Annotated in this window: 12 protein-coding genes and 3 pseudogenes; 14 read left to right on the top strand and 1 reads right to left on the bottom strand. The window is 57.6% G+C overall.

The window, feature by feature from the left end; all coding sequences use genetic code 11:
* The first annotated feature begins 43 nt into the window (after nucleotides 1-43).
* The 10 genes and pseudogenes from dnaA to OZX57_RS00045 all read left to right on the top strand — a co-directional run bounded on the left by dnaA (nucleotide 44) and on the right by OZX57_RS00045 (nucleotide 13,272).
* On the top strand, nucleotides 44-1,990 hold the full coding sequence (gene dnaA / locus OZX57_RS00005; RefSeq protein WP_277162215.1) for a chromosomal replication initiator protein DnaA: 1,947 nt from the start codon (nucleotides 44-46) through the stop codon (nucleotides 1,988-1,990).
* Between the two features lie 626 nt (nucleotides 1,991-2,616).
* Nucleotides 2,617-3,738, top strand: a complete 1,122-nt coding sequence (gene dnaN, locus OZX57_RS00010) for a DNA polymerase III subunit beta (RefSeq protein ID WP_277162216.1) — start codon at nucleotides 2,617-2,619, stop codon at nucleotides 3,736-3,738.
* Between the two features lie 111 nt (nucleotides 3,739-3,849).
* On the top strand, nucleotides 3,850-4,146 hold the full coding sequence (locus tag OZX57_RS08595) for an AAA family ATPase (protein WP_348637170.1): 297 nt from the start codon (nucleotides 3,850-3,852) through the stop codon (nucleotides 4,144-4,146).
* Nucleotides 4,147-4,220: 74 nt separating this feature from the next.
* A pseudogene (gene recF, locus OZX57_RS00015) lies at nucleotides 4,221-5,126 on the top strand (DNA replication and repair protein RecF); the annotation flags it as partial.
* Nucleotides 5,127-5,281: 155 nt separating this feature from the next.
* Nucleotides 5,282-5,779: a DUF721 domain-containing protein gene (locus OZX57_RS00020; RefSeq protein ID WP_277162217.1), complete on the top strand. Its 498-nt coding sequence runs from the start codon at nucleotides 5,282-5,284 to the stop codon at nucleotides 5,777-5,779.
* Nucleotides 5,780-6,135: 356 nt separating this feature from the next.
* On the top strand, nucleotides 6,136-8,178 hold the full coding sequence (gene gyrB, locus OZX57_RS00025) for a DNA topoisomerase (ATP-hydrolyzing) subunit B (RefSeq protein ID WP_277163003.1): 2,043 nt from the start codon (nucleotides 6,136-6,138) through the stop codon (nucleotides 8,176-8,178).
* Between the two features lie 104 nt (nucleotides 8,179-8,282).
* Nucleotides 8,283-11,001 (top strand): annotated as a pseudogene (gene gyrA / locus OZX57_RS00030) (DNA gyrase subunit A).
* A 234-nt stretch (nucleotides 11,002-11,235) separates the two neighbouring features.
* Nucleotides 11,236-11,394, top strand: coding sequence for a hypothetical protein (locus OZX57_RS00035; RefSeq protein WP_277162218.1), 159 nt, complete (start codon nucleotides 11,236-11,238; stop codon nucleotides 11,392-11,394).
* Nucleotides 11,395-11,432: 38 nt separating this feature from the next.
* Nucleotides 11,433-11,798, top strand: a pseudogene (locus OZX57_RS00040) (DUF3566 domain-containing protein); the annotation flags it as partial.
* Nucleotides 11,799-11,985: 187 nt separating this feature from the next.
* Nucleotides 11,986-13,272 (top strand): VanZ family protein, encoded by a 1,287-nt coding sequence (locus OZX57_RS00045; protein WP_277162219.1) that lies wholly within the window; start codon nucleotides 11,986-11,988, stop codon nucleotides 13,270-13,272.
* A gap of 240 nt (nucleotides 13,273-13,512) precedes the next feature.
* On the opposite strand, the gene gdhA is transcribed toward OZX57_RS00045, so the two are convergent.
* Entirely contained in the window at nucleotides 13,513-14,859 is a 1,347-nt protein-coding gene (gene gdhA, locus OZX57_RS00050) for an NADP-specific glutamate dehydrogenase (RefSeq protein WP_277162220.1), read from the bottom strand.
* 248 nt (nucleotides 14,860-15,107) lie between these two features.
* Here gdhA and mscL point away from each other — a divergent pair, with 248 nt between their 5' ends.
* The 4 genes from mscL to OZX57_RS00070 all read left to right on the top strand — a co-directional run bounded on the left by mscL (nucleotide 15,108) and on the right by OZX57_RS00070 (nucleotide 21,474).
* Nucleotides 15,108-15,563, top strand: a complete 456-nt coding sequence (gene mscL / locus OZX57_RS00055; RefSeq protein ID WP_277162221.1) for a large conductance mechanosensitive channel protein MscL — start codon at nucleotides 15,108-15,110, stop codon at nucleotides 15,561-15,563.
* Nucleotides 15,564-15,848: 285 nt separating this feature from the next.
* Nucleotides 15,849-16,856 (top strand): helix-turn-helix domain-containing protein, encoded by a 1,008-nt coding sequence (locus OZX57_RS00060; protein ID WP_277162222.1) that lies wholly within the window; start codon nucleotides 15,849-15,851, stop codon nucleotides 16,854-16,856.
* A 329-nt stretch (nucleotides 16,857-17,185) separates the two neighbouring features.
* A complete protein-coding gene (locus OZX57_RS00065) occupies nucleotides 17,186-18,670 on the top strand; it encodes a CshA/CshB family fibrillar adhesin-related protein (protein ID WP_277162223.1) in 1,485 nt (494 codons plus the stop codon).
* Nucleotides 18,577-21,474 (top strand): SpaA isopeptide-forming pilin-related protein, encoded by a 2,898-nt coding sequence (locus OZX57_RS00070; RefSeq protein ID WP_277163004.1) that lies wholly within the window; start codon nucleotides 18,577-18,579, stop codon nucleotides 21,472-21,474. The genes OZX57_RS00065 and OZX57_RS00070 overlap by 94 nt, the downstream gene beginning before the upstream one ends.
* The last annotated feature ends 214 nt before the right edge of the window (nucleotides 21,475-21,688 follow it).

Below are 21,688 nucleotides of genomic sequence, written 5' to 3' on the forward strand. Positions count from 1 at the left end.
GACGATGCCGGAAACTTATGGAACGATTGAAGAAAGGGCCACCATGGCAGATGAGTCAAACGACCCGATAACCCAAGCCGTGCGCATCTGGGATGACGCATTGGCGGTGCTGCGGCAGGACACTTCGATCACCCCGCGCAGCAAGGGCTGGCTCGAGGGCGTACAGCCAGAAGGCGTTTTCGGACCGACCATCGTCTTATGCGTGGCCAATGCGGCGACCCAGCAGGCGTTGCAAGGTGAGCTCAACCAGGCGCTGCTCGGGGCGCTGAAACTTGCGACCGGGCACGACATGTTCCCGGCGTTCAAGATCGCCACACCAGAAAACGAGAGCACGACCGCTGAGAACAGCCACGAAGCCGACGGTAATTTCGGCAATATTGATGCCGCAGACGATGCGGAATTCACAGGAAATTCCGGCTATAACGGCAACGCTGTCAACAACGAAACGGGCGCCGAAAACGGGAACCGTCTGGAATCTGGGATGACCGCAGGCGGCAACGTACACGGTCAGACCGGTAATGGCAATGCCTACAACCATGGCTACGCGCACAAGGCCAAGCCGGCCCAAGCCTCGCAACTGAGCTTTGACGTGCCTGATGAAATGGAATATACCGGCACTCGCGAGCGCAGCAACGAGAACGGGTACACGAATGCTTGGAACGGCGAATTCGCAGCAACGCAGCGCGAAACGCAACCGGCCCAACCAGCATGGCAGCCTGCGCAACCCGTAAATCCGGAGTCCCAAACTTCGCAGGGACAGCCTCAAGTTCCCATGACATCAGCTGCGATGACGCAATCCCGCCAATCTGCACCATCACCGCAGTCGTCACAACTGTCGCGGGCACAACAGACACAGAGAGGATCGGCGGCACAGGCTGGTTCCGCGCCGGCACCGGACTCAGCTCCGGCTTTCGAGGTGGACGACCAGAAGACCGCGCGCGACCCGGAGACGCACCTCAACAAGAACGCGACGTTCGACACTTTCGTACCCGGCGACTCCAACCGTTTCGCACGCACCGTGGCGCTCGCGGTGGCCGAGGGCAGCGGCAAGGACTTCAACCCATTGTGTATATATGGTGGCTCGGGATTGGGCAAAACCCACCTCCTGAACGCCATCGGCAACTACGCGCTGGTCAAGGACAATACGCTCAAGGTGCGCTACGTCACCAGCGAGGAATTCACCAACGAGTTCATCGAGGCGCTGCAGACCCCGAACCAGAGCCAAGGCCAGATCGCCGCGTTCAACCGCCGCTACCGCGAGGTTGACGTGCTCCTGATCGACGACATTCAGTTCCTGGGCGGCAAAGAAGCCACGCTTGAGCAGTTCTTCCACACCTTCAACGCGCTCTACCAGGCCGGCAAGCGCATCGTCATCGCCTCAGATGTCGCTCCTAAGAACCTGAAGGGCTTCGAGGCACGTCTCATTTCCCGCTTCGAATCGGGCCTGACCGTCGACGTCAAGCCACCGGATCTCGAGACCCGCATCGCCATCCTGCGCATGATGGCCTCGATGAACCATTCCAACATCCCCAACGACGTGCTCGACCTCATCGCCGAACGCTTCACGGAGAACATTCGCGAGCTCGAAGGGGCGCTGACCCGCGTCACTGCCGTGGCGTCGCTCAGCAACCAGCCGGTTTCGCGCGCTTTGGCCGAGCAGACCCTGCAGGACTTCTTCACCACCGACGTGGAAATCAAACCGACCGACATCATCGGCCAGGTGGCCAAGTACTTCCACCTCACGTTCGACGACCTCGTAGGCCGTGCGCGCACCAAGAACGTCGCTCTGGCACGGCAAATCGCCATGTATCTGGCCCGAGAGATGACCAGCATGAGCCTCGTGGACATCGGCGAGGTCTTCGGCGGACGCGACCACACCACCGTGATGCACGCCTATACCCGCATCTCCAACGAAATGCAGGAGAAGCAGGAAATCTACAACTACGTCATGGAGCTCACCGTTCGGCTGAAACAGCATCCGGAAGGCTGATTTCATACATTTCAGGTCCGTCGTGCGCTGTCTTTGACGGGCCTATTAGGCTGCCGTTTTAACCGCACGGAATCATTTTTTCTTGTTGAAATATGGGACTGTAGTCTATGGTGAAACGTTTTGTGTAATACATTTCGCGGGGTTAATGACGTTTCTTGTTATTCACGATAACGATTTTGACGAACGAATTTGGCTAAGTTCAGAGTTATCCACGTTACGACACACCGGTGGTGGAAGAAAAATTTAAAAATTTATCCACATAGTTATTCACAAATGGGGGTAAACTCGGCGGATAAACCGTGGATACCCACGATAAAAGCAGTGGAAAAGTCGTGGATGATCATTCAAAAATTGTGGATAGAAAAAGAATAAAGCCGTGGCGGTGGATAACTTGGTGTTTTATCCACAATTCATCGCTTAGTTATCCACATAGTCTCGGGCTGTGGAAAACGCTGTTCGTAAGTGGTTTTAGCAGTTATCCACATATTCACCGTGCTTATTACCCTGATTACTAGATAACCTTACGTTTCATTGTCATCAGCAAAGTGGGCAAGTTGAATCTGCATCTCACGATGAACAAAAAGCAACTAGAATAGAAATCAGTTAATCACCAAAGTAGGAGCCTTATGAAAGTCGAAATCAACTCCACGGCCTTAGCGGACGCAGTTGCCTGGACCACTCGCGTCATCGACGCACGTCCCGCCAACCCAATTCTCGCCGGCATCAAACTTGAAGCGGCTGACGGTACTTTGCAACTTTCAGCCTTCAATTACGAAATTTCCGCTCGTCACCACATCGAAGCCGGTGTCGACGAAGCCGGAAGCGTTCTCGTACAAGGCAAACTGCTGGCCGACATCACCAAAGCATTGCCGCAGGAAAAAGCTTACCTTTCCACCTCCGACACCACGATGACCATCACTTCCGGAAAATCAACATTCAACCTGCAGCTCATGCCCGAGTCGGAATATCCGGATTTGCCCGAAGCGCCGGCCATGTTGGGCCAGGTCGATGCGCCGACGTTTATGCAGGCTGTATCACAGGCTTCGGTCGCCGTCTCTCGCGAGGAAAATCGGCCGGTACTAACGGGCGTGCGCATCCAGTTCAACGGCGAAAAAGTCGTCATGACTTCCACCGATCGCTTCCGTCTTTCCCGTTCCAGCTTCAAATGGACGCCGCAGGACAACAACCTCGAAACCGAAACCTTGGTTCGCGGCTCGCTGTTACGAGATGTGGCCCGCGCCGTTGACGAACACCAGAACGTGGTTATCGATTTCAATCCTGAAAGCCCGTCATTGCTTGGTTTTGAAAATGCCGGACGCGTTTCAACCTCGCAGCTAATTGATGGCGAATTCCCCGCGGTTGATCGGCTTTTTGCCGACGAATATCCGATCGAAGCCGTGATTTCCAAGGAAGCATTGCTTGGTGCCATCAAGCGTGTGGCTTTGGTCGCGGAACGTAATGCGCCGATTCGTATGGTCTTCGAAGGTCAGACGTTGACACTGTCCGCCGGAACTGCTGACGAATCCCAGGCCAAGGAAGTGCTCGACATCGACATGGACGGCGAGAACATCACTGTTGCTTTCAATCCGTCATACTTGATTGAGGGATTGAGTGCCATCACCGAGCCGTTCGTGCGTATGAAGATGACCACGGCCGTCAAGCCGGTTGAGTTCAATGGGCAGCAGGAAGCCGATTCCGACGAATCGATGGATTATCGCTATCTGCTCGTACCGATGCGCTTCAACTGATTGTCAGAATACGAAATTTATCTTACGGTGTTCATTAATTTATCCATACACCGTAAGATATTTTTCTTTTTAGATTTATTATTATTCATCTATATAAAGTAAGGGGTTCGCGTGTATATCTCGCGGCTGGCGCTTGACCATTTCCGTTCGTGGCCGCACCTTGTCGTGGATTTCACGCCCGGGGTGACCATTCTCAAAGGCGCCAACGGGCTTGGCAAAACCAATATCGTCGAAGCCATCGAAGTGCTTTCCACCGGCTCGAGCCACCGTGTCTCCAGCTCGCTGCCGCTGATTGAACGTGGCGAAGCCAAAGCTACCATTCGTGCCAATGTCAATGAGAATGCTGATGATGCGGGGGTAAACCGGTCCTTGAAGAGACCGGAAATGATGCTGACAACGCTGGTATGAGCGAGGAAACCGGTGGAATCCATTTAGATGCTGAAAATGAGATTCCTGTTGCCGAAGATGTGAGCCACGAAACCACTTACGAAGTAACCATTGCGGCACGAGGAGCCAATCGTGGGCGTATCAACGGCGGCAATTCGCTGTATATGCGCGATATCGTCAGCAAAGTGCCCAGTGTCTCGTTTACTCCTGACGACCAGCGGCTGGTGGCGGGAGATCCGGCTACCAGGCGTGGATTCCTGGATCAGGCTGGGTCGTTGTTAATTCCCGGCTATGCCGCTGAACTTTCCAATGCCAATAAAATCGCCAAGCAACGTGCCGCGCTTTTGAAACAGCTCGGGCAACGCAGCGAGCCGGTGGATGCCCAGAACGCTGCTCTCAATGGGCTGGAAATATGGACCGGTCAGTTTATTGGTGTCGGCGTCGCTTTGACCAGAGCCCGTGCCGGATTGATTGAGCGTCTGGCCGGGCCGTTCTCGAGCATTTACGATGAACTGGCAGGCAAACCCCAGCACGCAGGATTGGAATACGCCCCTTCGTTCGAGGAGGTGCTGAATTTTGAGCAGCCGGAACCGGAGATTAGCAAGCACTACCAACGGCTGTATGCCGGCGAAATCGCACGCGGACGCAACCTGATCGGTCCGCATCGCGACGATATGACTTTGACGCTCGACGGCATGCCAGCCCGCGAATTCGCCTCGAACGGCGAGATGTGGACCATGGCGCTCGCGTTGAAAATGGCGTTGTTCGATGAAATCGCACAGGTTCAGGGAATCAAGCCCATTGTCATCCTGGATGATGTTTTCGCGCAGCTTGATGAAACCAGGCGCCGGCAGATTCTCGATTTTGCCATGCAGCAGGATCAGGTACTTATCACGGTGGCAGCGGCCAGCGATATCCCACTGAATGCAGCAGAAGCCGGAAAAGCAACGATTGTCGATGTGGCCGAGCTGAAATCCGGAGCGGAAGACGAAAACGCCGATTTGGTTGCTCAACTACAGGCCGCTCGGGAAAAGAGCACAACGATTGCCGATGCTCCCTCGGATTCTCGGCAATCCGGCGAATCCATTGGTGCTGGAAACAGCCAAAACGTTCATGATGCAGCATGTGAAGGCGATGACTCCGTTGAGGTGCGATCATGAAGCCGCCTATTGCCGAACAACTGCATCTTGATCAGCGCAAACTGCCGGCCGAAGTCTTTAATCGGCTGTCTTCCCGTGCAGGAGCTCGCAGGGATTGGAAAGCGCGCGAAGAGAGTGCATGGAACAACTTCGGTAAACCCGGGCGCGATCCGGGCAAGCTCGGCGGAATCATGTCCGCGATTGCCACAGACGGCGACTGGACCCCGCATCTGAAGCTCGCGCAGCTGCGCAACCATTGGGACCAAGTGGTCGGTCCGGCTATCGCCGGCCACTCCGTGGTCACCGATTTCCGCGACGGCGTGCTCACCATCAATACCGAATCCAACGCATGGGCCACACAGCTGACCTACCTCATTCCCCAGCTCACCACGACCATTCGTCAGCGGCTCAAAGGCTTGGAAATCCGCGAAATCCGCGTCACCGGCCCGCAATCGCACAACTTCAGGCGCGGGCCCGGTGGCCGGCGATATCCCAACCGCTATATGCGGCGCTGAAATCCGCGACTGAACGATACGACCACGTATTCAATATTCATTGTGAAAAATTAGGACATCAGATGAAGTGCCCGACTATATCTGCCTGCTATCACGGTTTGATGATATTCAATCTACCAAAATTTTAACTTTTGGGGGTAATGCCTTGAAAGTCCCCATATTCGAGTAAAATGGCCACTATATGGTTAAGCCTCTAGAAGACCCCGTTATTTGCTTTCTAGAGTGTATCGCCCGCGTAAGAAGCCTTTCGTGCGCAGGAAAATCCAGGAAGGAACCTTGTGGCAGACTCTGAAGTAAATACTGAGAACACCAATGCCGCCGACGATGGTGACAACGAACCTAAGACCGCTGCACAAATCGCTGCGGAAACCGACGCTTTGGAAGACGCCCAGCTTGACGATTCGCTCGCGCCCGAACATTATGACGCCAGCGATCTGAGGGTGTTGGAAGGCCTGGAGGCCGTGCGCATCCGTCCGGGTATGTACATCGGCTCCACCGGTCCGCGCGGCCTGCACCACCTGGTCTACGAGATTGTCGACAACTCCGTCGATGAGGCGCTCGCGGGCTATGCCACGCATATCGAAGTCACTATTCTGCCGGACAACGGCGTGCGCGTGGTCGACAACGGCCGCGGCATTCCTGTCGACGAGGTGCCCGGCGAGGGCGTCTCCGGCGTAGAGACGGTGATGACCAAGCTGCACGCCGGCGGCAAGTTCGGCGGCGGCGGTTATGCGGTCTCCGGCGGCCTGCACGGTGTCGGCATCTCCGTGGTCAACGCGCTTTCCACCGAAATCGACGTGGAAGTGCGCCGTCAGGGCTTCCATTGGACGCAAAGCTTCAAGAACCAGAAGGCTACCGCCCCGCTCCAGCAGGGTGCGCCGATGGGCGAAGACGAATCGACCGGCACGTCCGTGACGTTCTGGGCCGATCCCGCCATCTTCGAGACCACCATCTACGATTTCGAGACTCTGCGCTCGCGTTTCCAGCAGATGGCCTTCCTCAACAAGGGCCTGCGCATCTCGCTGACCGATGAGCGTCAGCACAATGTCGCCGGTGACGAAGTCGCGGGCGAGAATGACGCCACCGAAGAAAAGCCGGAAACCGTTTCTTATTGCTACCAGAACGGTATCAAGGACTACGTCGAGTATCTGGTGAAGTCTCGCAAGGCCACGCCGATCGAGGAAGACGTCATCGACCTTGAGGCCGAAGACCTGGAGCTCGGCATTTCCGCCGAAATCGCGTTGCAGTGGACCACCGCCTACTCCGAGGCCGTGCACACCTTCGCCAACACGATCTCCACCACCGAGGGCGGCACCCATGAAGAAGGCTTCCGCGCCGCGCTGACCAGCCTGGTCAACCGCTATGCGCGCGATAAGAACCTGCTGAAAGAGAAAGACGACAACCTTTCCGGCGACGATGTTCGCGAAGGCCTTACGGCCGTCGTGTCCGTCAAGCTCACCAACCCGCAGTTCGAAGGCCAGACCAAGACCAAGCTCGGCAACTCCGAAGCCAAGACCTTCGTGCAGCGTGTGATGACCGACCGCCTTGGCGACTGGTTCGATGCCCACCCCAGTGATGCCAAGAACATCATTCAGAAGGCGCTCGAAGCCTCGCACGCGCGTATCGCCGCCAAGAAGGCCCGCGAGAACACGCGTCGCAAGTCCGTTTTCGAAACCGCCGGCATGCCCGACAAGCTGAAGGACTGCCAGTCCAACAACCCCGAGGAATGCGAACTGTTCATCGTCGAGGGCGATTCCGCAGGCGGCTCCGCCATTCAGGGTCGCAACCCGATCACGCAGGCCATCCTGCCGCTTCGTGGCAAGATTCTGAACACCGAGCGCGCCTCCATCGACCGCATCATGAAGTCCGACACCATCGAGGCCTTGATTACGGCCGTCGGCGGCGGATACGGCGAGGAATTCGACCTGAACAAGGTGCGTTACCACAAAGTCATCATCATGGCTGATGCAGATGTCGACGGCGCACATATCGCAACGCTCAACCTGACGCTCTTCTTCCGCTATATGCGGCCGATGATTTACGCCGGTTACGTTTACGTCGCCATGCCGCCGCTCTACCGAATCAAGTGGACCAAGGGCGCGCACAGCTTCGTCTACACCGACGCCGAGCGCGATCGCGTGCTCAAGGAAGGCAAGGAGGCCGGACGCCAACTGCCGAAGGGCGAAGGTATCCAGCGCTACAAGGGCTTGGGCGAGATGAGCTATCAGGAGCTGTGGGGCACCACCATGGATCCTGAGCACCGCATCCTGAAGCAGGTTGAGATTGAGGACGCGGCCCAGGCCGACGAGACCTTCTCGATGCTGATGGGCGACGAAGTGGGGCCGCGCCGCGAGTTCATTCAGCGCAACGCCCCGAGTGCGAAGTTCATCGACGCTTGATACGTATATCGAATGTGGCTGTTGATATCAAAGAATGAATCATAGTCCCATTCGGTATAAACGGCATAACAGACTTAGTGAATCAATAAACATAAGGATTTACAGTGGCAGACGAAAACAATACCAACAATGACGACGGCGATGACGAGTACATCCCCGGTGGTGCACTCGAACCGTTGAGCCCGCAGGAGGCCGACAACACTGATTACGGCCTGATGACCGGCGAACGTATCCAGCGTATCGACCTCGGCCAGGAAATGCGCGAGTCCTACCTCGCCTATTCCCTCTCCGTGATTGTCGAACGTGCGCTCCCCGACGTGCGCGACGGCATGAAGCCGGTGCATCGCCGCGTGATCTACGCGATGTACGATGGCGGCTATCGCCCCGACCGCGGCTACAACAAGTGCTCTCGCGTCGTCGGCGACGTCATGGGCAAGTACCACCCGCACGGCGATTCCGCCATTTACGACACCTTGGTGCGTATGGCCCAGTCGTGGTCGATGCGCTACATGCTCGTTGACGGCCAGGGCAACTTCGGCTCCCCGGGCGACGACCCCGCAGCTGCAATGCGTTACACCGAGTGCCGCATGGCGCCGCTCGCGATGGAAATGGTGCGTGACATCGACAAGGACACTGTCGATTTCGTGCCGAACTACGACGGCAAGACGCAGGAGCCGACCGTGCTTCCTGCCCGCTTCCCGAACCTTCTGGTCAACGGCTCCTCCGGCATCGCCGTGGGCATGGCCACCAATATTCCTCCGCACAACATGCGCGAGGTGGCCGATGGCGTGCACTGGGCACTCGATCACCCGGATGCCACCAAGGAAGAGTTGCTTGAGGCGCTCCTGCAGCGCATCAAGGGCCCGGACTTCCCCACCGGCGCCACGATTCTCGGCCACAAGGGCATCGAGAAGGCCTACCGCACCGGCCGTGGCCTCATCACCATGCGCGCCGTGGTCAACACCGAAGAGATCAAGGGGCGCATGTGCCTCGTGGTCACCGAGCTGCCGTATCAGGTCAACCCCGACCGCCTCGCCGCCTCGATTCGCGACGCGGTGCGCGACGGCAAGATTCAGGGCATCGCCGACATGCGCGATGAGACTTCCGGCCGCACCGGCCAGCGCCTCGTACTCATCCTCAAGCGCGACGCCGTGCCGAAGGTCGTGCTCAACAACCTCTATAAGCACACCCAGCTGCAGGAGACGTTCGGTGCGAACATGCTCGCCTTGGTCGACAACGTGCCGCGCACGCTTTCGCTCGACGCCTTCGTCAGCCACTGGGTTGACCACCAGATAGAAGTCATCGATCGCCGTACCCGTTATTTGAAGCGCGAGGCCGAGGATCGCGACCACATTCTGCAAGGCTATCTGAAAGCCCTCGACATGATCGACGAGGTTATCGCCCTCATTCGTGCATCCAAGGACGTCGAAACCGCCCGTACCGGCCTCGAAGACCTGCTTGATGTCGATGACGTGCAGGCCGACGCGATTCTGGCCATGCAGCTGCGCCGTCTCGCCGCTCTGGAACGTCAGAAGATCGTCGACGAGCACAACGAGCTGATGAAGAAGATCGCCGATTACAACGACATCCTCGCCAGCCCCGAACGCGAACGCAAGATCGTGGGCGACGAGCTCGATGAGATCGTGGCCAAGTATGGCGACGAACGCCGCACCAAGATTTTGCCGTTCTCCGGCGAAATGAGCGACGAAGATCTTATCGCTGACGAAAACGTGGTCGTCACCGTGACGCACTCCGGCTTTGTCAAGCGCACCAAGGCCGACGAATACCGCGCCCAGCACCGCGGTGGCAAAGGCATCAAGGGTGCCAAGTTGCGTCAGGACGACGTGGTTGACCACTTCTTCCTCACTTCCACGCACAATTGGATCCTCTTCTTCACCAACCGCGGCCGCGTCTTCAGGCTCAAGGCCTACGAGCTGCCGGAAGGTTCCCGCGATTCCAAGGGGGGCAGCACGTGGCCAACCTGCTGCAGCTCTCCCCGACGAGAGCATTCAGGCCGTGCTTTCGATTCCCGATTACGAAGTCGCCAAGTACCTCGTGCTCGCTACCCGCTCCGGCAAGGTCAAGAAGACCCCGCTGGCGCAGTACGATTCCACCCGTCAGGGCGGCCTCATCGCCGTGCGCCTGATGGAAGACCCGGAAACCGGCGAGCCGGCCGACGAGCTGATTGGCGCGACGCTGTGCAACGCGGAAGATGACATCATTCTCGTCTCCAAGCACGGCATGAGCCTCAAGTTCAAGGCCGACGACGAGCAACTGCGCCCGATGGGTCGCCAGACCGCCGGTGTGCAGGGTATGAAGTTCCGCGACGGCGATGAGCTGCTGGCAATGGACGTGGTCCGTGCCGACATGGAAGATGACCTGAGCCTGCTCGTGGTCACCAACGAGGGCTTCGCCAAGCGCACCTCCATCAGCCAGTACCGCCTCCAGGGCCGCAACGGCTTTGGCGTCAAGGCACTGCAACTGACCGAAGGCCGCGGCGAGCTGGTGGGTGCGGTCATCGTGGCCGATTCCGACCAGATCCTCGCCATCATGAAGTCCGGCAAGGTCATCCGCTCCGACGTCAACGAAGTCAAGCGCACCGGCCGCAATACGCAAGGCGTGACGCTCGCCAAGCCCGACAAGGGCGACGAGATTCTCTCCATCGCACGTAACACCGATACGGACGATGACGAAGATGACGAGAACGCCGAGGATGCTGACGCGAATAACGATTCCGCCGATTCCAAGGAAGCCAACGCAACAGATTCCGCAGCCGATGATTCAGCCACGGAAGCCAGTGACGAAGGCAGTGCCGAGGAATAAGTAATCAGTAAGCAATACTGAAGCGCTGCTATCAGCAGACAGGTTAGTAAATGCGGTTATGGTCGCTGATACTTTCGGGTATCGGCGGCCATACTGTTTTTGTTCGAAATCAGCCATTATGACGAATATATTCCTGCGCTGTCTCGTCCCCGAAGACTGGTAGCCTCATAGCAGGTATATCGCGCGAAATCGGGTTATTGATGCTTGTTTTGTGCGGCAGATCAAGGAGAAACGATGAACGAAAACGTTGACGACAACGAGCCGCGTCAAGCCAAAAACGCGGGTGGCGATGCGGTGCAGTCCGACCGTTCCCCCGTGTCGCGCGTTCCGTTTTCGGGGAAAGCAACAGCCAGGGGTCTGCGGATTCGGCAAAATCCTCATCGTGGCCGCTAGGCAAGGCCGGCACTGTCAAACGCCCGAGTCAACGTGCTCCGCGTGCCCGTCGTATGAGCCTTTCGCTCACCCGCCTTGACGCATGGTCGGTGGCCAAGGTGACGTTCTTGCTCTCCGTAGCCGGAGGCATCATCCAAATCGTTGCGGTTGCGCTGATTTGGGCCCTGCTGAATGTGGTCGGCGTCTTCGATCAGGTCACGCAGATCGTCTCCTCGACCGGCCTTGACACCGGCGGTTTCAACCTCGCCAGCATCTTCTCGTTAGGCACGGTGCTGAGTGCTGTCACCATTCTTTCCATCGTCGAGGTTGTGGTGGCTACGCTGTTCGCCGTCATTATCGCCGCGCTTTACAACGTCGTCAGCCAGCTGGTCGGCGGCGTGCACGTCACCCTTGGCGACGACTGATACGCAACTGTTGCAGAATAGTATTGCCTGTGGCTTTAATGGCCACGGGCATTTTTGTTTCAGAACCTAGTTGGGAAGGGTTCAGTAGATGATGGATGGCGACGATAGTGGATTGCGGCATTCCATAATCCGGTATTTCGCAGGTTGTTCGTTTGCGTTGCGCCATTCGTAACCCGCGTCCGCTAGAGTGGCCGATGTGATTGCCTACATCAGGAATTTCAGCACCTCATTCATCCTCGCGATGACGATTTGGCCGTTCCTCTCGGCCCTGTTGACACTGCCGATTCTCGCGATGATGTATCACCGATATCACCGTTTGCGCTCCACCGCGGTGCTGACGTCCTATCTGTGCGTGCTATACGTGCTCGGACTGGTCACCTTTACGCTGTACCCCATGCCCGACGACCCGGCAAAATACTGCCTGACGCATGCGCACCATCCGCAGCTGAATGTCATGCGATTCATGACCGATCTCGCAACCGGCGGCAAGAACGCCGCGTTGCAGCTGCTGCTCAATGTCGCCTTCTTCGTTCCCCTTGGTTTCGTGCTTTCCCGCTGGGCGCGTTGGAAGTTCTACGCCGTGATTCCCACGGGATTCCTGGTCTCCCTGTTCATCGAGACCTCGCAGCTCACCGGCGTCTGGGACATCTATCCCTGCGCCTACCGCCAGTTCGACGTCGACGATCTGCTCACCAATACGTTGGGCGCGATTATCGGCTGTTTCATCGCGTGGATTTACGGCGCTTTGGTACCGGTGCGCCAAGTCGAAGACCGCCGCGAAGTCGTTGAAAAGCCAGGGCTGGTCCATCGGGCTGTTGCGTTGATGATCGATCTGGTCTTTATCGTCGTTCTTGACGGCTCGCTGACCTTGGGCTCGATTTATCTCTTCCAAAAGTCCTCGAAATACCTTCCCAACGGGACGTATCTGTTCCTTGGGCACGCCTTTGGCACCGGGGTGTCGGACGGCATGGCTCAGTTCTTCACCCTGCTGTCGTTCGTCATCTTCGAGCTGCTCATCCCCGTGACTCATCGCGGGCAGACGCTCGGTGGCATGTTCACGCACATGAGCTGTGAGACCAAGGAGCGGCACGGCGGCGCTCGCGCGGTATTCTATGTGATTCGCCTCGTGGTGCTGATGCTCGGTACGATGCTGCTCGCCGAACCCACCCGTCAGCTCGGCGTCATTGTCGTGGTCTTCTTGGTCATCTTCTGGATTTTCGCCCGCCAAATGCCCTACGACCTCATCCCCGGCCGTGATTGGGATGCCGGCTATTACGACGATTTCGGTGATGGACAGGGTGACGACAGATATGACGGTTATGGCAATGTCGGCAACGCCAGTGGCTATGGTGCAGCAGGCAATCCTGGCGGTTATGTCGACGATGCTACAAAGATTTACCCGACCTATGCCCCGCAAAACGGCAATCGTGGCAACCGTCGTGGCGGCGGAAGCTACATCAATTATTCCGGTTGATGCAGCGAGATTCTGAACTTATGCCGGAAATGTGCACTTTAGCTTGGGTGATATGCATGTTTTTGATACCAGTGTTAAAGAAGTGCGTTTAACGGAGCCTGATGTGTTCTCTTTTGACGGGGTGTCAGAAAAGAGTGCTTTAGGACGTCTTAAGTGCATGTTTTTGCATCAGTAACAAGAAACCCGCCGACCGGTGCGAGACCAGTGGCGGGTTTCGATTTTATCGTTATGCAGAAGCGCTCAGCAAACGCCTTGGGCAACCATGGCGTCGGCGACCTTGACGAAGCCGGCGGCGTTGGCGCCGAGCATCAGATCGCCCTCGTGGCCGTATTCCTTGGCGGCGGCCAGGGAGTTGGCGACGATGTTCTCCATGATGTCCTTGAGCTTGGCATCGACCTCTTCGAAGGTCCAGGAAAGACGATACGAATTCTGGCTCATCTCGAGGCCGGAAACGGCGACGCCGCCGGCGTTGGAAGCCTTGGCGGGGCCGTAAAGCAGGCCGGCCTTCTGATAGGTCGAAATCGCTTCAGGCGTGGACGGCATGTTCGCACCCTCGCAGACGACCTTGCAGCCGTTACCAACCAGCGTGGCCGCGGATTCGCCGTCGACCTCGTTCTGGGTGGCGCAAGGCAGCGCGATGTCGCAAGGAACCGTCCAGACGCCCTTGCTGCCCTCGTGGTATTCGGAGCCGGCCACACGGTCGGCGTATTCCTTGATACGGCCGCGATGACCGAGCTTGATGTCCTTGACCACGTCGAGCTGGATGCCGTTCGGATCGTAGATGTAGCCGTTGGAATCGGAGCAGGTGACGACCTTCGCGCCCAGTTCCTGCGCCTTTTCGATGGCGAAGATGGCCACGTTACCGGAACCGGAGATGACGACGGTCTTGCCTTCGAACGAATCGTTCTTGAGTGTGCGCATCGCAGCCTGCGTGTAGTAGCAGAGGCCGTAACCGGTGGCCTCGGTGCGAGCGAGCGAGCCGCCGAACTCAAGGCCCTTGCCGGTCAGAACGCCGGAATACTCGTTGCGGATGCGCTTGTACTGGCCGAACATGTAGCCGATCTCGCGCGCGCCCACGTTGATATCACCGGCGGGAACGTCAGTGAACTGGCCGATGTGGCGTTGCAGCTCGGTCATGAAGGCCTGGCAGAAGCGCATGACCTCACCGTCGCTGCGACCGCGCGGATCGAAGTCGGAACCGCCCTTGGCGCCGCCCATAGGCAGGCCGGTCAGGGAGTTCTTCAAAACCTGCTCGAAGCCGAGGAACTTGACGACGGATTCGGTGACGGTCGGGTGCAGGCGAAGGCCGCCCTTGTAGGGTCCGATGGCAGAGTTGAACTGGATGCGGTAGCCGCGGTTGACCTGCACCTTGCCCTCGTCGTCGACCCAGGCGACGCGGAACTTGATGGCGCGCTCAGGCTCGACCAAGCGCTCGAGGATGCCGTTCTTCTCGTGCTCAGGGTGCTTCTCTACAACCGGTTCCAAAGTCTCGAAAACCTCGCGGACGGCCTGCAGGAATTCCGGCTGGTCACCATCGCGCTTCTCAACCTGCGCATAGACGCGCTTCACATATTCGTTCTTCAGCATTGATACTCCATTGTTGAGTTGGTATTGCCGTTTTTATTGTAAGAATCTTGTGGATTTGGTGAAAGGGCGAGTTCAAAAAATCTTTATGTTTTTTCGTCTCGTTAACGGAATGGAAACATAAATAACAATGGCCGATGATATGTTCGCCATGCCGATTTCCGCGATGCGCGATTACCGGCTGGAATGCCAGCAGCGGAGGGCTTTCACGTCTAGGATGGAAGTAAGGCACACTGACCAAGGAGGTCACGATGTTCAAAGGGTTCAAGAAATTCATCTCGCGCGGCAACATGATTGACATGGCCGTCGGCGTGGTTATGGGCGCTGCGGTGACCGCCGTGGTCAACTCGATCGTCAACAATCTCATCAACCCGCTGATCGCCATGATCTTCGGCAAGCCGAACATGAACAACCTGCTGACCTTCACCTTCAACCATTCCACCATCTCGTTTGGCGCGATTCTCGGCGCTTTGCTCAACTTCCTGCTCATCGCCATCGCCGTTTACTTCTGCATCCTCGTGCCGATTAACAAGTTCCGCGACATGTCCGAGGCGATTTTCAAGAAAGAGGACGACGAGGACGAGAAAAAGGAGATCAGCACCGACCAGCAGACCGTTGAACTGCTGCAGCAGATCGCCGACGAGCTCAAGGACATCAAGGGCGTTGGCAAAATCGAAGATGGCAACAAATCCGAGGCTAAAGAGTAAGTCGGAATGGTAGCTACGCCATGGTTTTAGTGCGAAACGGGCGTCGGTCCGGCGGTCGATGGCAGAACGGGCGATAGGTTAGCTACTGATGACGAAACGGACGATCATGATGGAACAAATAAGCATGGCGAGGTCATGATTCGAACGGACCATGGCTGGCGGTTTTACCACTGCCGATATCAAAAAATAAGCTGTCCATTAGCGCGGATGGCTACTATGCTGGGTTTGAGAAGATTACTGCTTAGTTATCATGGGATGATTGAGTGAAAGGGGTAGGGTTCGGAAATGTTTGACCGCAACGAGTTGCTGAACGACGGAAAGCTTAAGAACGTGCGTTTCGTCAAGTCGGACAACGATCCGTTGCAAGGCGACGGTCGGAATGCCGCCGGCTATTCGTCTTCCGATCAGTCCGCTCAACCCGCTCAGCCCGGCCAATCCACCGGCGACCCGCATGCTATCGGCAACGCCCATTTTCGCACCATGCCCGAGCGCGGCAGGATGGTGTCACGCTCGGCGGATTTCCCCGAAGTCACCTTCTCCCACATGACTTTGCCGGCCACGGTGATGGACTGGAAACGCGAGGGGTCCACGGCGAAAATGGCCACGATGATCTTCCTGCTCCACGGCCACGTCGAAATCAGCACGGCCGACAACAAGATCCTGAAACGTCGTCCGGGCGTCTTTCTCATCCCGCCGGAAACCGGCGATGTCGTGTTCAAGACCTCGGCCCCGACCAACGAGCTGATCGGCGTGAGCCTTTCCTCGCGCCTGTTCGCCACGATTCTGCCGGATTACAAGACCTATTCGATGATGGGGCAGAATTCCAAGCTTGACGTGGTCTCGTTGCAGCCGTTGCTTGCCTTCGTGGTGAGTGCCTGCAACCTGAATAACTCGCAGTCGCAGATGGTTGACACGTTGGAAACCGTGGCCAACGATGTGGCGCGCTCGCTGCTGATAGCCTGCTTCGGCCAGGGCATGAGCGTGATGCCGCTGATCGAGCGTGTGCGCAAATACGTCGCCGAGAACTACACCGATTCCGCATTGAGCGTCACCAAAACGGCTGAGCATGAAAATGTTTCTGTGCGTACGGTCCAACTGGCGTTGCAGGAAGCGGATACCAATTTCACCGCACTGGTTCGCAGAGCCCGCACCGAAGCGGCTCTCGAGTTGCGCAAAAGCCAGCCCTCGCTCACTCTGGTCGAAATCGGCGACCGCTGCGGGTTCGGCTCCGTTTCGTCCCTTCGTCGTGCGCTGAAGCTGCATGAGGAGATGGAAGACTGCAGTGAAGAGTAAGGCTGCGGAAAACCGACGACATATTATAGCCTCGAATATTTTATTGTCCAGCGGCCAATATCGACTGCTTTAGATTTTCGATTTTCTTGTTTCGTTTGCCTATTGTGTCAAACTCCGTTTCGATATCTAAGTTTCAGGTGAATTATAACGATTTATCCTATTCGTTTCGATATCCGACTAGGGCGTCAAAAAGTTTCATCATTTGCATAATTGACAAAACGCTATCAATTTGTGGCATTATTTAAGTAGTATTTCAGGGATTTAAGGGTGAGTTGCCTGTGGTGCGGCAATAACTCACTTTTCGCTGGAAGTCTCAACGAGAGGAGACGATGATGTTCAGACATAAAGGCCCGGCAAAGGTGGCCGGCATCGTGGCCGCAGCCGCCATGGCTCTGACCGGAGCGATAACGTTCACCAACACCGCCAATGCCGTTTCCGCCACCGATGGCAACGGTCGTATGAGTACCAGCATCAACTGGGTGCAGTGGGGGAACACCGCAGGCGCTGAAGTCAATAGCGAGAGAGTGGCGTGGACCACCCCGGTGCCTGCAGGCGACAACACCTGGCTGTCCACCAGGTGCAACATCAAGCCGGTGGCCGGCGACAGCGATTCGCTTTCGGCCGCTCATGCGCTGACGGTCTACAAGCCGGGCAGCTGGTACGGCGACGGCCTCGCCCAAATGTATTACGTTGGGGGCAGTGGCTACGGCAACGATATGAAGATCGGCCTGGCCAACAAGGACGACGGTGGAAAGGTGACGTTCGATTTCACCTGCGCCGCCTATAAGATTCCTTCGTCCACGGACCCGAGCAGCACGCTCGATGCGACGACCAATCTCACTTCGTTCACCAATATCAAGCTTCAGGGCCTCGTCTTTGCTGACGCCGAGTCCAACAACTGGACTTACTACCAGCAGGAATACATCAAGGCCACGCCGCAGAGCAGCATCCCCGGCACGACCCCGAACTGGCGCGTGCTCGACAGTGAACGCACCGCGGGTTGCACCACCAACTCCGTCGCGGAAAAGAAGGGCAATACCGTCCGCTTCCGTTCCGATAACGGGCAGTGCGGCAACTCAGGCGGCACGGGTCCGTCCTCGGTCATGTTCCTGCAGAATTCCGAAAGCGCTCGCGTGACGCTCAAGGGCGGTGGTAAGACGGCCGTGGCATTGGGCAGCATCGCAGCTACCGATTTCGGCGATGCGCCGTTGAGCTACGGCGTGGCAGGGTCTCTGCTTCAGCCGCAGTGGCAAGGCGGCCTGCTGGGCACGAATGTGACCGGCACGACCTATAACGGCGATTCGCTCGACCCGGATACCAGCATGGTCGGCGGCACGCTGTTCAACCTTTCTCAGGCCAAGGATAGTTTCGCCACGAACACCTCGACCCTCGCCAGCTTCGCCGAACCCACTCCCCGATTAGGCGCCCATGAAGATTCCGAGGTGCGCTCGCATCCTGCCATAACCGGTGATCTGGCCGACTTCCAGAAGAACGCTGATTGGGACGACAAGAACGGCGATTCGAACACCACCGTCGGCGCTCCCGAAATCAACGATGAGGACGGCGTCGCCATCCCGACCGCTACAAAGGCCGTAAAAGTCAAGGCCAGCTGGGACGGCACGGTCAACAAGTTCACGCAAAGGTGCGTTGCGCCGGTGTCGGCGATGTGCGCGGCTGGATTGATTGGAACAACGACGGCGTCTTTAACCCCACACATGCGGTGGCCAACAGTGACCTTAACGCCGAAGCCAGCGACCAGGTGCAATGCGCCGCTGACCCCAGCGATACCGTTACCGGCCGTTCGGCCACGTTGACGTGGATTGTTCCTGGTGACACCAAGCGTCAGGTCAGCGCGGAGACCAAGTCTTCGTACATGCGCCTGCGCATCACTGATGAGCCTGGCAGCGGCCCTCACGGCATCATTGATATCCCACCGACCGGCCTGACCACCTCTTCCGGCGAGGTTGAGGACTACAAGGCCGACGTGCATTCTCCGACGCTCACGGTGCTCACCAACATCGGCGGCACCCGTAAGTCCGGTGACGACCGCGATCAGTTCGACATGAGCTACAACTGGGACAACGGCACCCCCGGTGGCGTGCTTGACGGCGGCCCCGTGACCACGACGGGCAACGACGGCGGCATTCAGCAGGAAGGCATCAGGTCCAAGAGCGTTGGCCCGTACTTCAAGTATTTCCTGAGCTCGAATCTCATCACCAGCGGTGGCAGCACCAGCACCGATGCCGATTACAACACGAGGTTGGACTGCGTGGATCTGACCACCGGTCTGACGGTTCCTCACAATGTTGACGGCGTCGACGGCAAGATTCAGATGCCGGATGACTTCGATGCCAACGTGCAATGCACCTACACCAGGGTCGCCGAGGGCGATCCGGCAGTGACCTTGGTCACCGAGGTCCATAACGACAACGGCGGCACGGCCGAGGCGAAGGACTTCACCTTCACCGCTAACGGCACTAGGGTTAGTGGTTCCGGTGCGTCTACCAACAACTATCCGTACCAGAGCGACACCGGCAGCGATTCGCACAGCGTCGATCCCGATTTCGCCTATACGTTCGACAAGACGCCTTTGCCGGCCGGATACACGGAAGATCCGATTGTGTACTACGATGTCACGAATCCTACTGCTCCCGTGGTGCTGAACCCCGGCGTTGACGGCAAGTACACGTTTGTGCGCGATCATCACTACACCGCCACCCGCGTGCTGCATGATTCCCCCGCCAAGCTGACGTTGAAGACCGTGGTAGACAACACCTACGGCGGCACGGCCACATCGACCGACTTCAACTTCACCGTGATTCCCGATGGCAAGAGCATCGCCGACGGCGTCATATACACGCAGGGCAATCAGCAGACGGCCGTCGCGGGCAAGTACACGGTGTCTGGTTCCGACAAGCCCGGCTATTCTCAGGTGGGCGACATCATCTATACCGATGACAGCGATCCCACGCATACGCCGCTTAGCGGCATGGCGTTGCAGCTGGCACTCGATATGGGCAAGTCCATCACTGGCGTGCGCAAGATGCGTTCCAACCCGGTGAGCCTGACGATTACTACCCACATCGCAGGTGGTGGCAACGCCACAACCGCCGACTTCCCGGTGACGGCAACCCGTCCCGGCGCCACGACCTCAATGCCGGACAACACTGCAAAGAACGTTGCTTCTGGTACGTATACCATCGCGACGAACATGAGTGCCCAGCCTGGTTACCAAGTCACCGATAAGCTGGCCTGTGTGGTCAACAACTCGGCTCCCGTCAATGTCACCAATGGTCAGGTTGCTCTGATCAACGGCCAGAATGTAGTCTGCGAGCAGACCGTGGCTCCGAAGGGCAGCCCGACGCTGACCTTCGAGACCCAAGTTCTCGGCAATGGCCAGGCCAAGCCGACTGATTTCCACTTCTCGGTGACGCCTGCAGGCGGTTCTGCGACGACCTACACCCAAGGCAAAGCCAAGGTTCCGGGTTCCACCAACTTCACGGTGATCGGTTCCAACAAGGCGGGCTACGCCCAGGTTGGCGACATCGTCTACTACGCCAACGACGACACCGCCCGGGCCCACCCGATGAGTCTGGCCGACGCCCAACAGGCGTTGCGCAACGGCCGTAGCGTGACCGGTGTGCGTCAGGTCAAGCCCACGAGCATCAAGGTTCATCTTGATCGCGACTACCGTTACGGTGGCACGGCTCAAGGCGACGGTTCCAAGATCACCGTCAATCCTCCGAGCGGCTCGTCCTTCAACTTGGCACTTGACACTCAGACGGATGTGTCCCCTGGCACCTTCTCGGTGCGTCAGTTCCTCAAGGCCGGCTACAAGCTCAGCGACATCCAGGTCACCGCGAACGGGGTTCCGGTCACGCTCAATGCCGATGGCTCCTTCGGTGTCAACCTGGGTGACGAAGTAGTGGTCACGCTCAAGAACGTGGACGAGCCTGGAACGCTGCAATGGTCCCGCTTCGATCGTGACGAGAAGACGCTGCTCTCCGGCTCTCAGTGGAGGCTCACCGGCCCCAATGGTCAGACGCTTGATGTCACTGACTGCACCGCAGCAGTGTGCACCGGTGCTGATCAAGATCCGACTCCCGGCAAGTTCAGCGTCACCGGCCTCAAGTGGGGCGATTGGACCATCACCGAGACTGTCGCCCCGGCCGGCCACAAGCTCTCCAAGCCGCTCAAGCTGACCCTGAATCCGGCCGAAGGCAAGTACGGCTTGCTGAAGACTGGAGCGTTCCACGACGGCAAGTCGGTCAATGTCACGCCGGGTGCTAATCCCGGTCAGGAACCCGGCGCCCAGCCCGGTCCTAACGGTGGTGTCAAGCCGAACGGCAACACGAATCCGACTGGCAAACCGAACCTGATTAGTAAGCCGGGTCTGACTGTTAAGCCGAATCCGACTGCTAACCATAACCCGAACGGTAAGCCGAACCCGATCGGCAATCCAAACCTGAACGGCCAGAATGGCCGGAAGGGCGGGCCGCGTCTTTCCAAGACCGGCACCGATATTGCTCTCGTCGTGGTGATCGCCTTCAGCACGCTCGGACTTGGGTTCGCGCTTGCGGCTGGAACTCGTGCGATGCTGCGCCGTCGCGAGGAGTAAAAAGGGGTGAAGCTGGATACTCTGGTTGACGTTGATTCCGGCAGCGTCAGCCAGTAGTAAGACGGCAAACGACAGAAACGGGCGATGAAGGTAGTAATCCTTCATCGCCCGTTTTCTGTGTTGTCTCTTGAATGGCGTTTCCATGGTGTTCGAGCTGTGCTTTGTTGACCGGTCGCCCGTTGATTCATCGTTGCGCCAATATGTGATAAATATG

This window comes from Bifidobacterium sp. ESL0682 (assembly GCF_029392815.1).
Classification (GTDB): domain Bacteria; phylum Actinomycetota; class Actinomycetes; order Actinomycetales; family Bifidobacteriaceae; genus Bifidobacterium.

What these genes read in the sequence shown, in the direction of transcription:
- OZX57_RS00060 (WP_277162222.1), top strand. Translation starts at nt 15,849, where the DNA reads ATGTTTGACCGCAACGAGTTGCTGAACGACGGAAAGCTTAAGAACGTG.
- OZX57_RS00020 (WP_277162217.1), top strand. Translation starts at nt 5,282, where the DNA reads ATGAAGCCGCCTATTGCCGAACAACTGCATCTTGATCAGCGCAAACTG.
- dnaN (WP_277162216.1), top strand. Translation starts at nt 2,617, where the DNA reads ATGAAAGTCGAAATCAACTCCACGGCCTTAGCGGACGCAGTTGCCTGG.
- dnaA (WP_277162215.1), top strand. Translation starts at nt 44, where the DNA reads ATGGCAGATGAGTCAAACGACCCGATAACCCAAGCCGTGCGCATCTGG.
- gdhA (WP_277162220.1), bottom strand. Translation starts at nt 14,859, where the DNA reads ATGCTGAAGAACGAATATGTGAAGCGCGTCTATGCGCAGGTTGAGAAG.
- OZX57_RS00035 (WP_277162218.1), top strand. Translation starts at nt 11,236, where the DNA reads ATGAACGAAAACGTTGACGACAACGAGCCGCGTCAAGCCAAAAACGCG.
- mscL (WP_277162221.1), top strand. Translation starts at nt 15,108, where the DNA reads ATGTTCAAAGGGTTCAAGAAATTCATCTCGCGCGGCAACATGATTGAC.
- OZX57_RS00065 (WP_277162223.1), top strand. Translation starts at nt 17,186, where the DNA reads ATGATGTTCAGACATAAAGGCCCGGCAAAGGTGGCCGGCATCGTGGCC.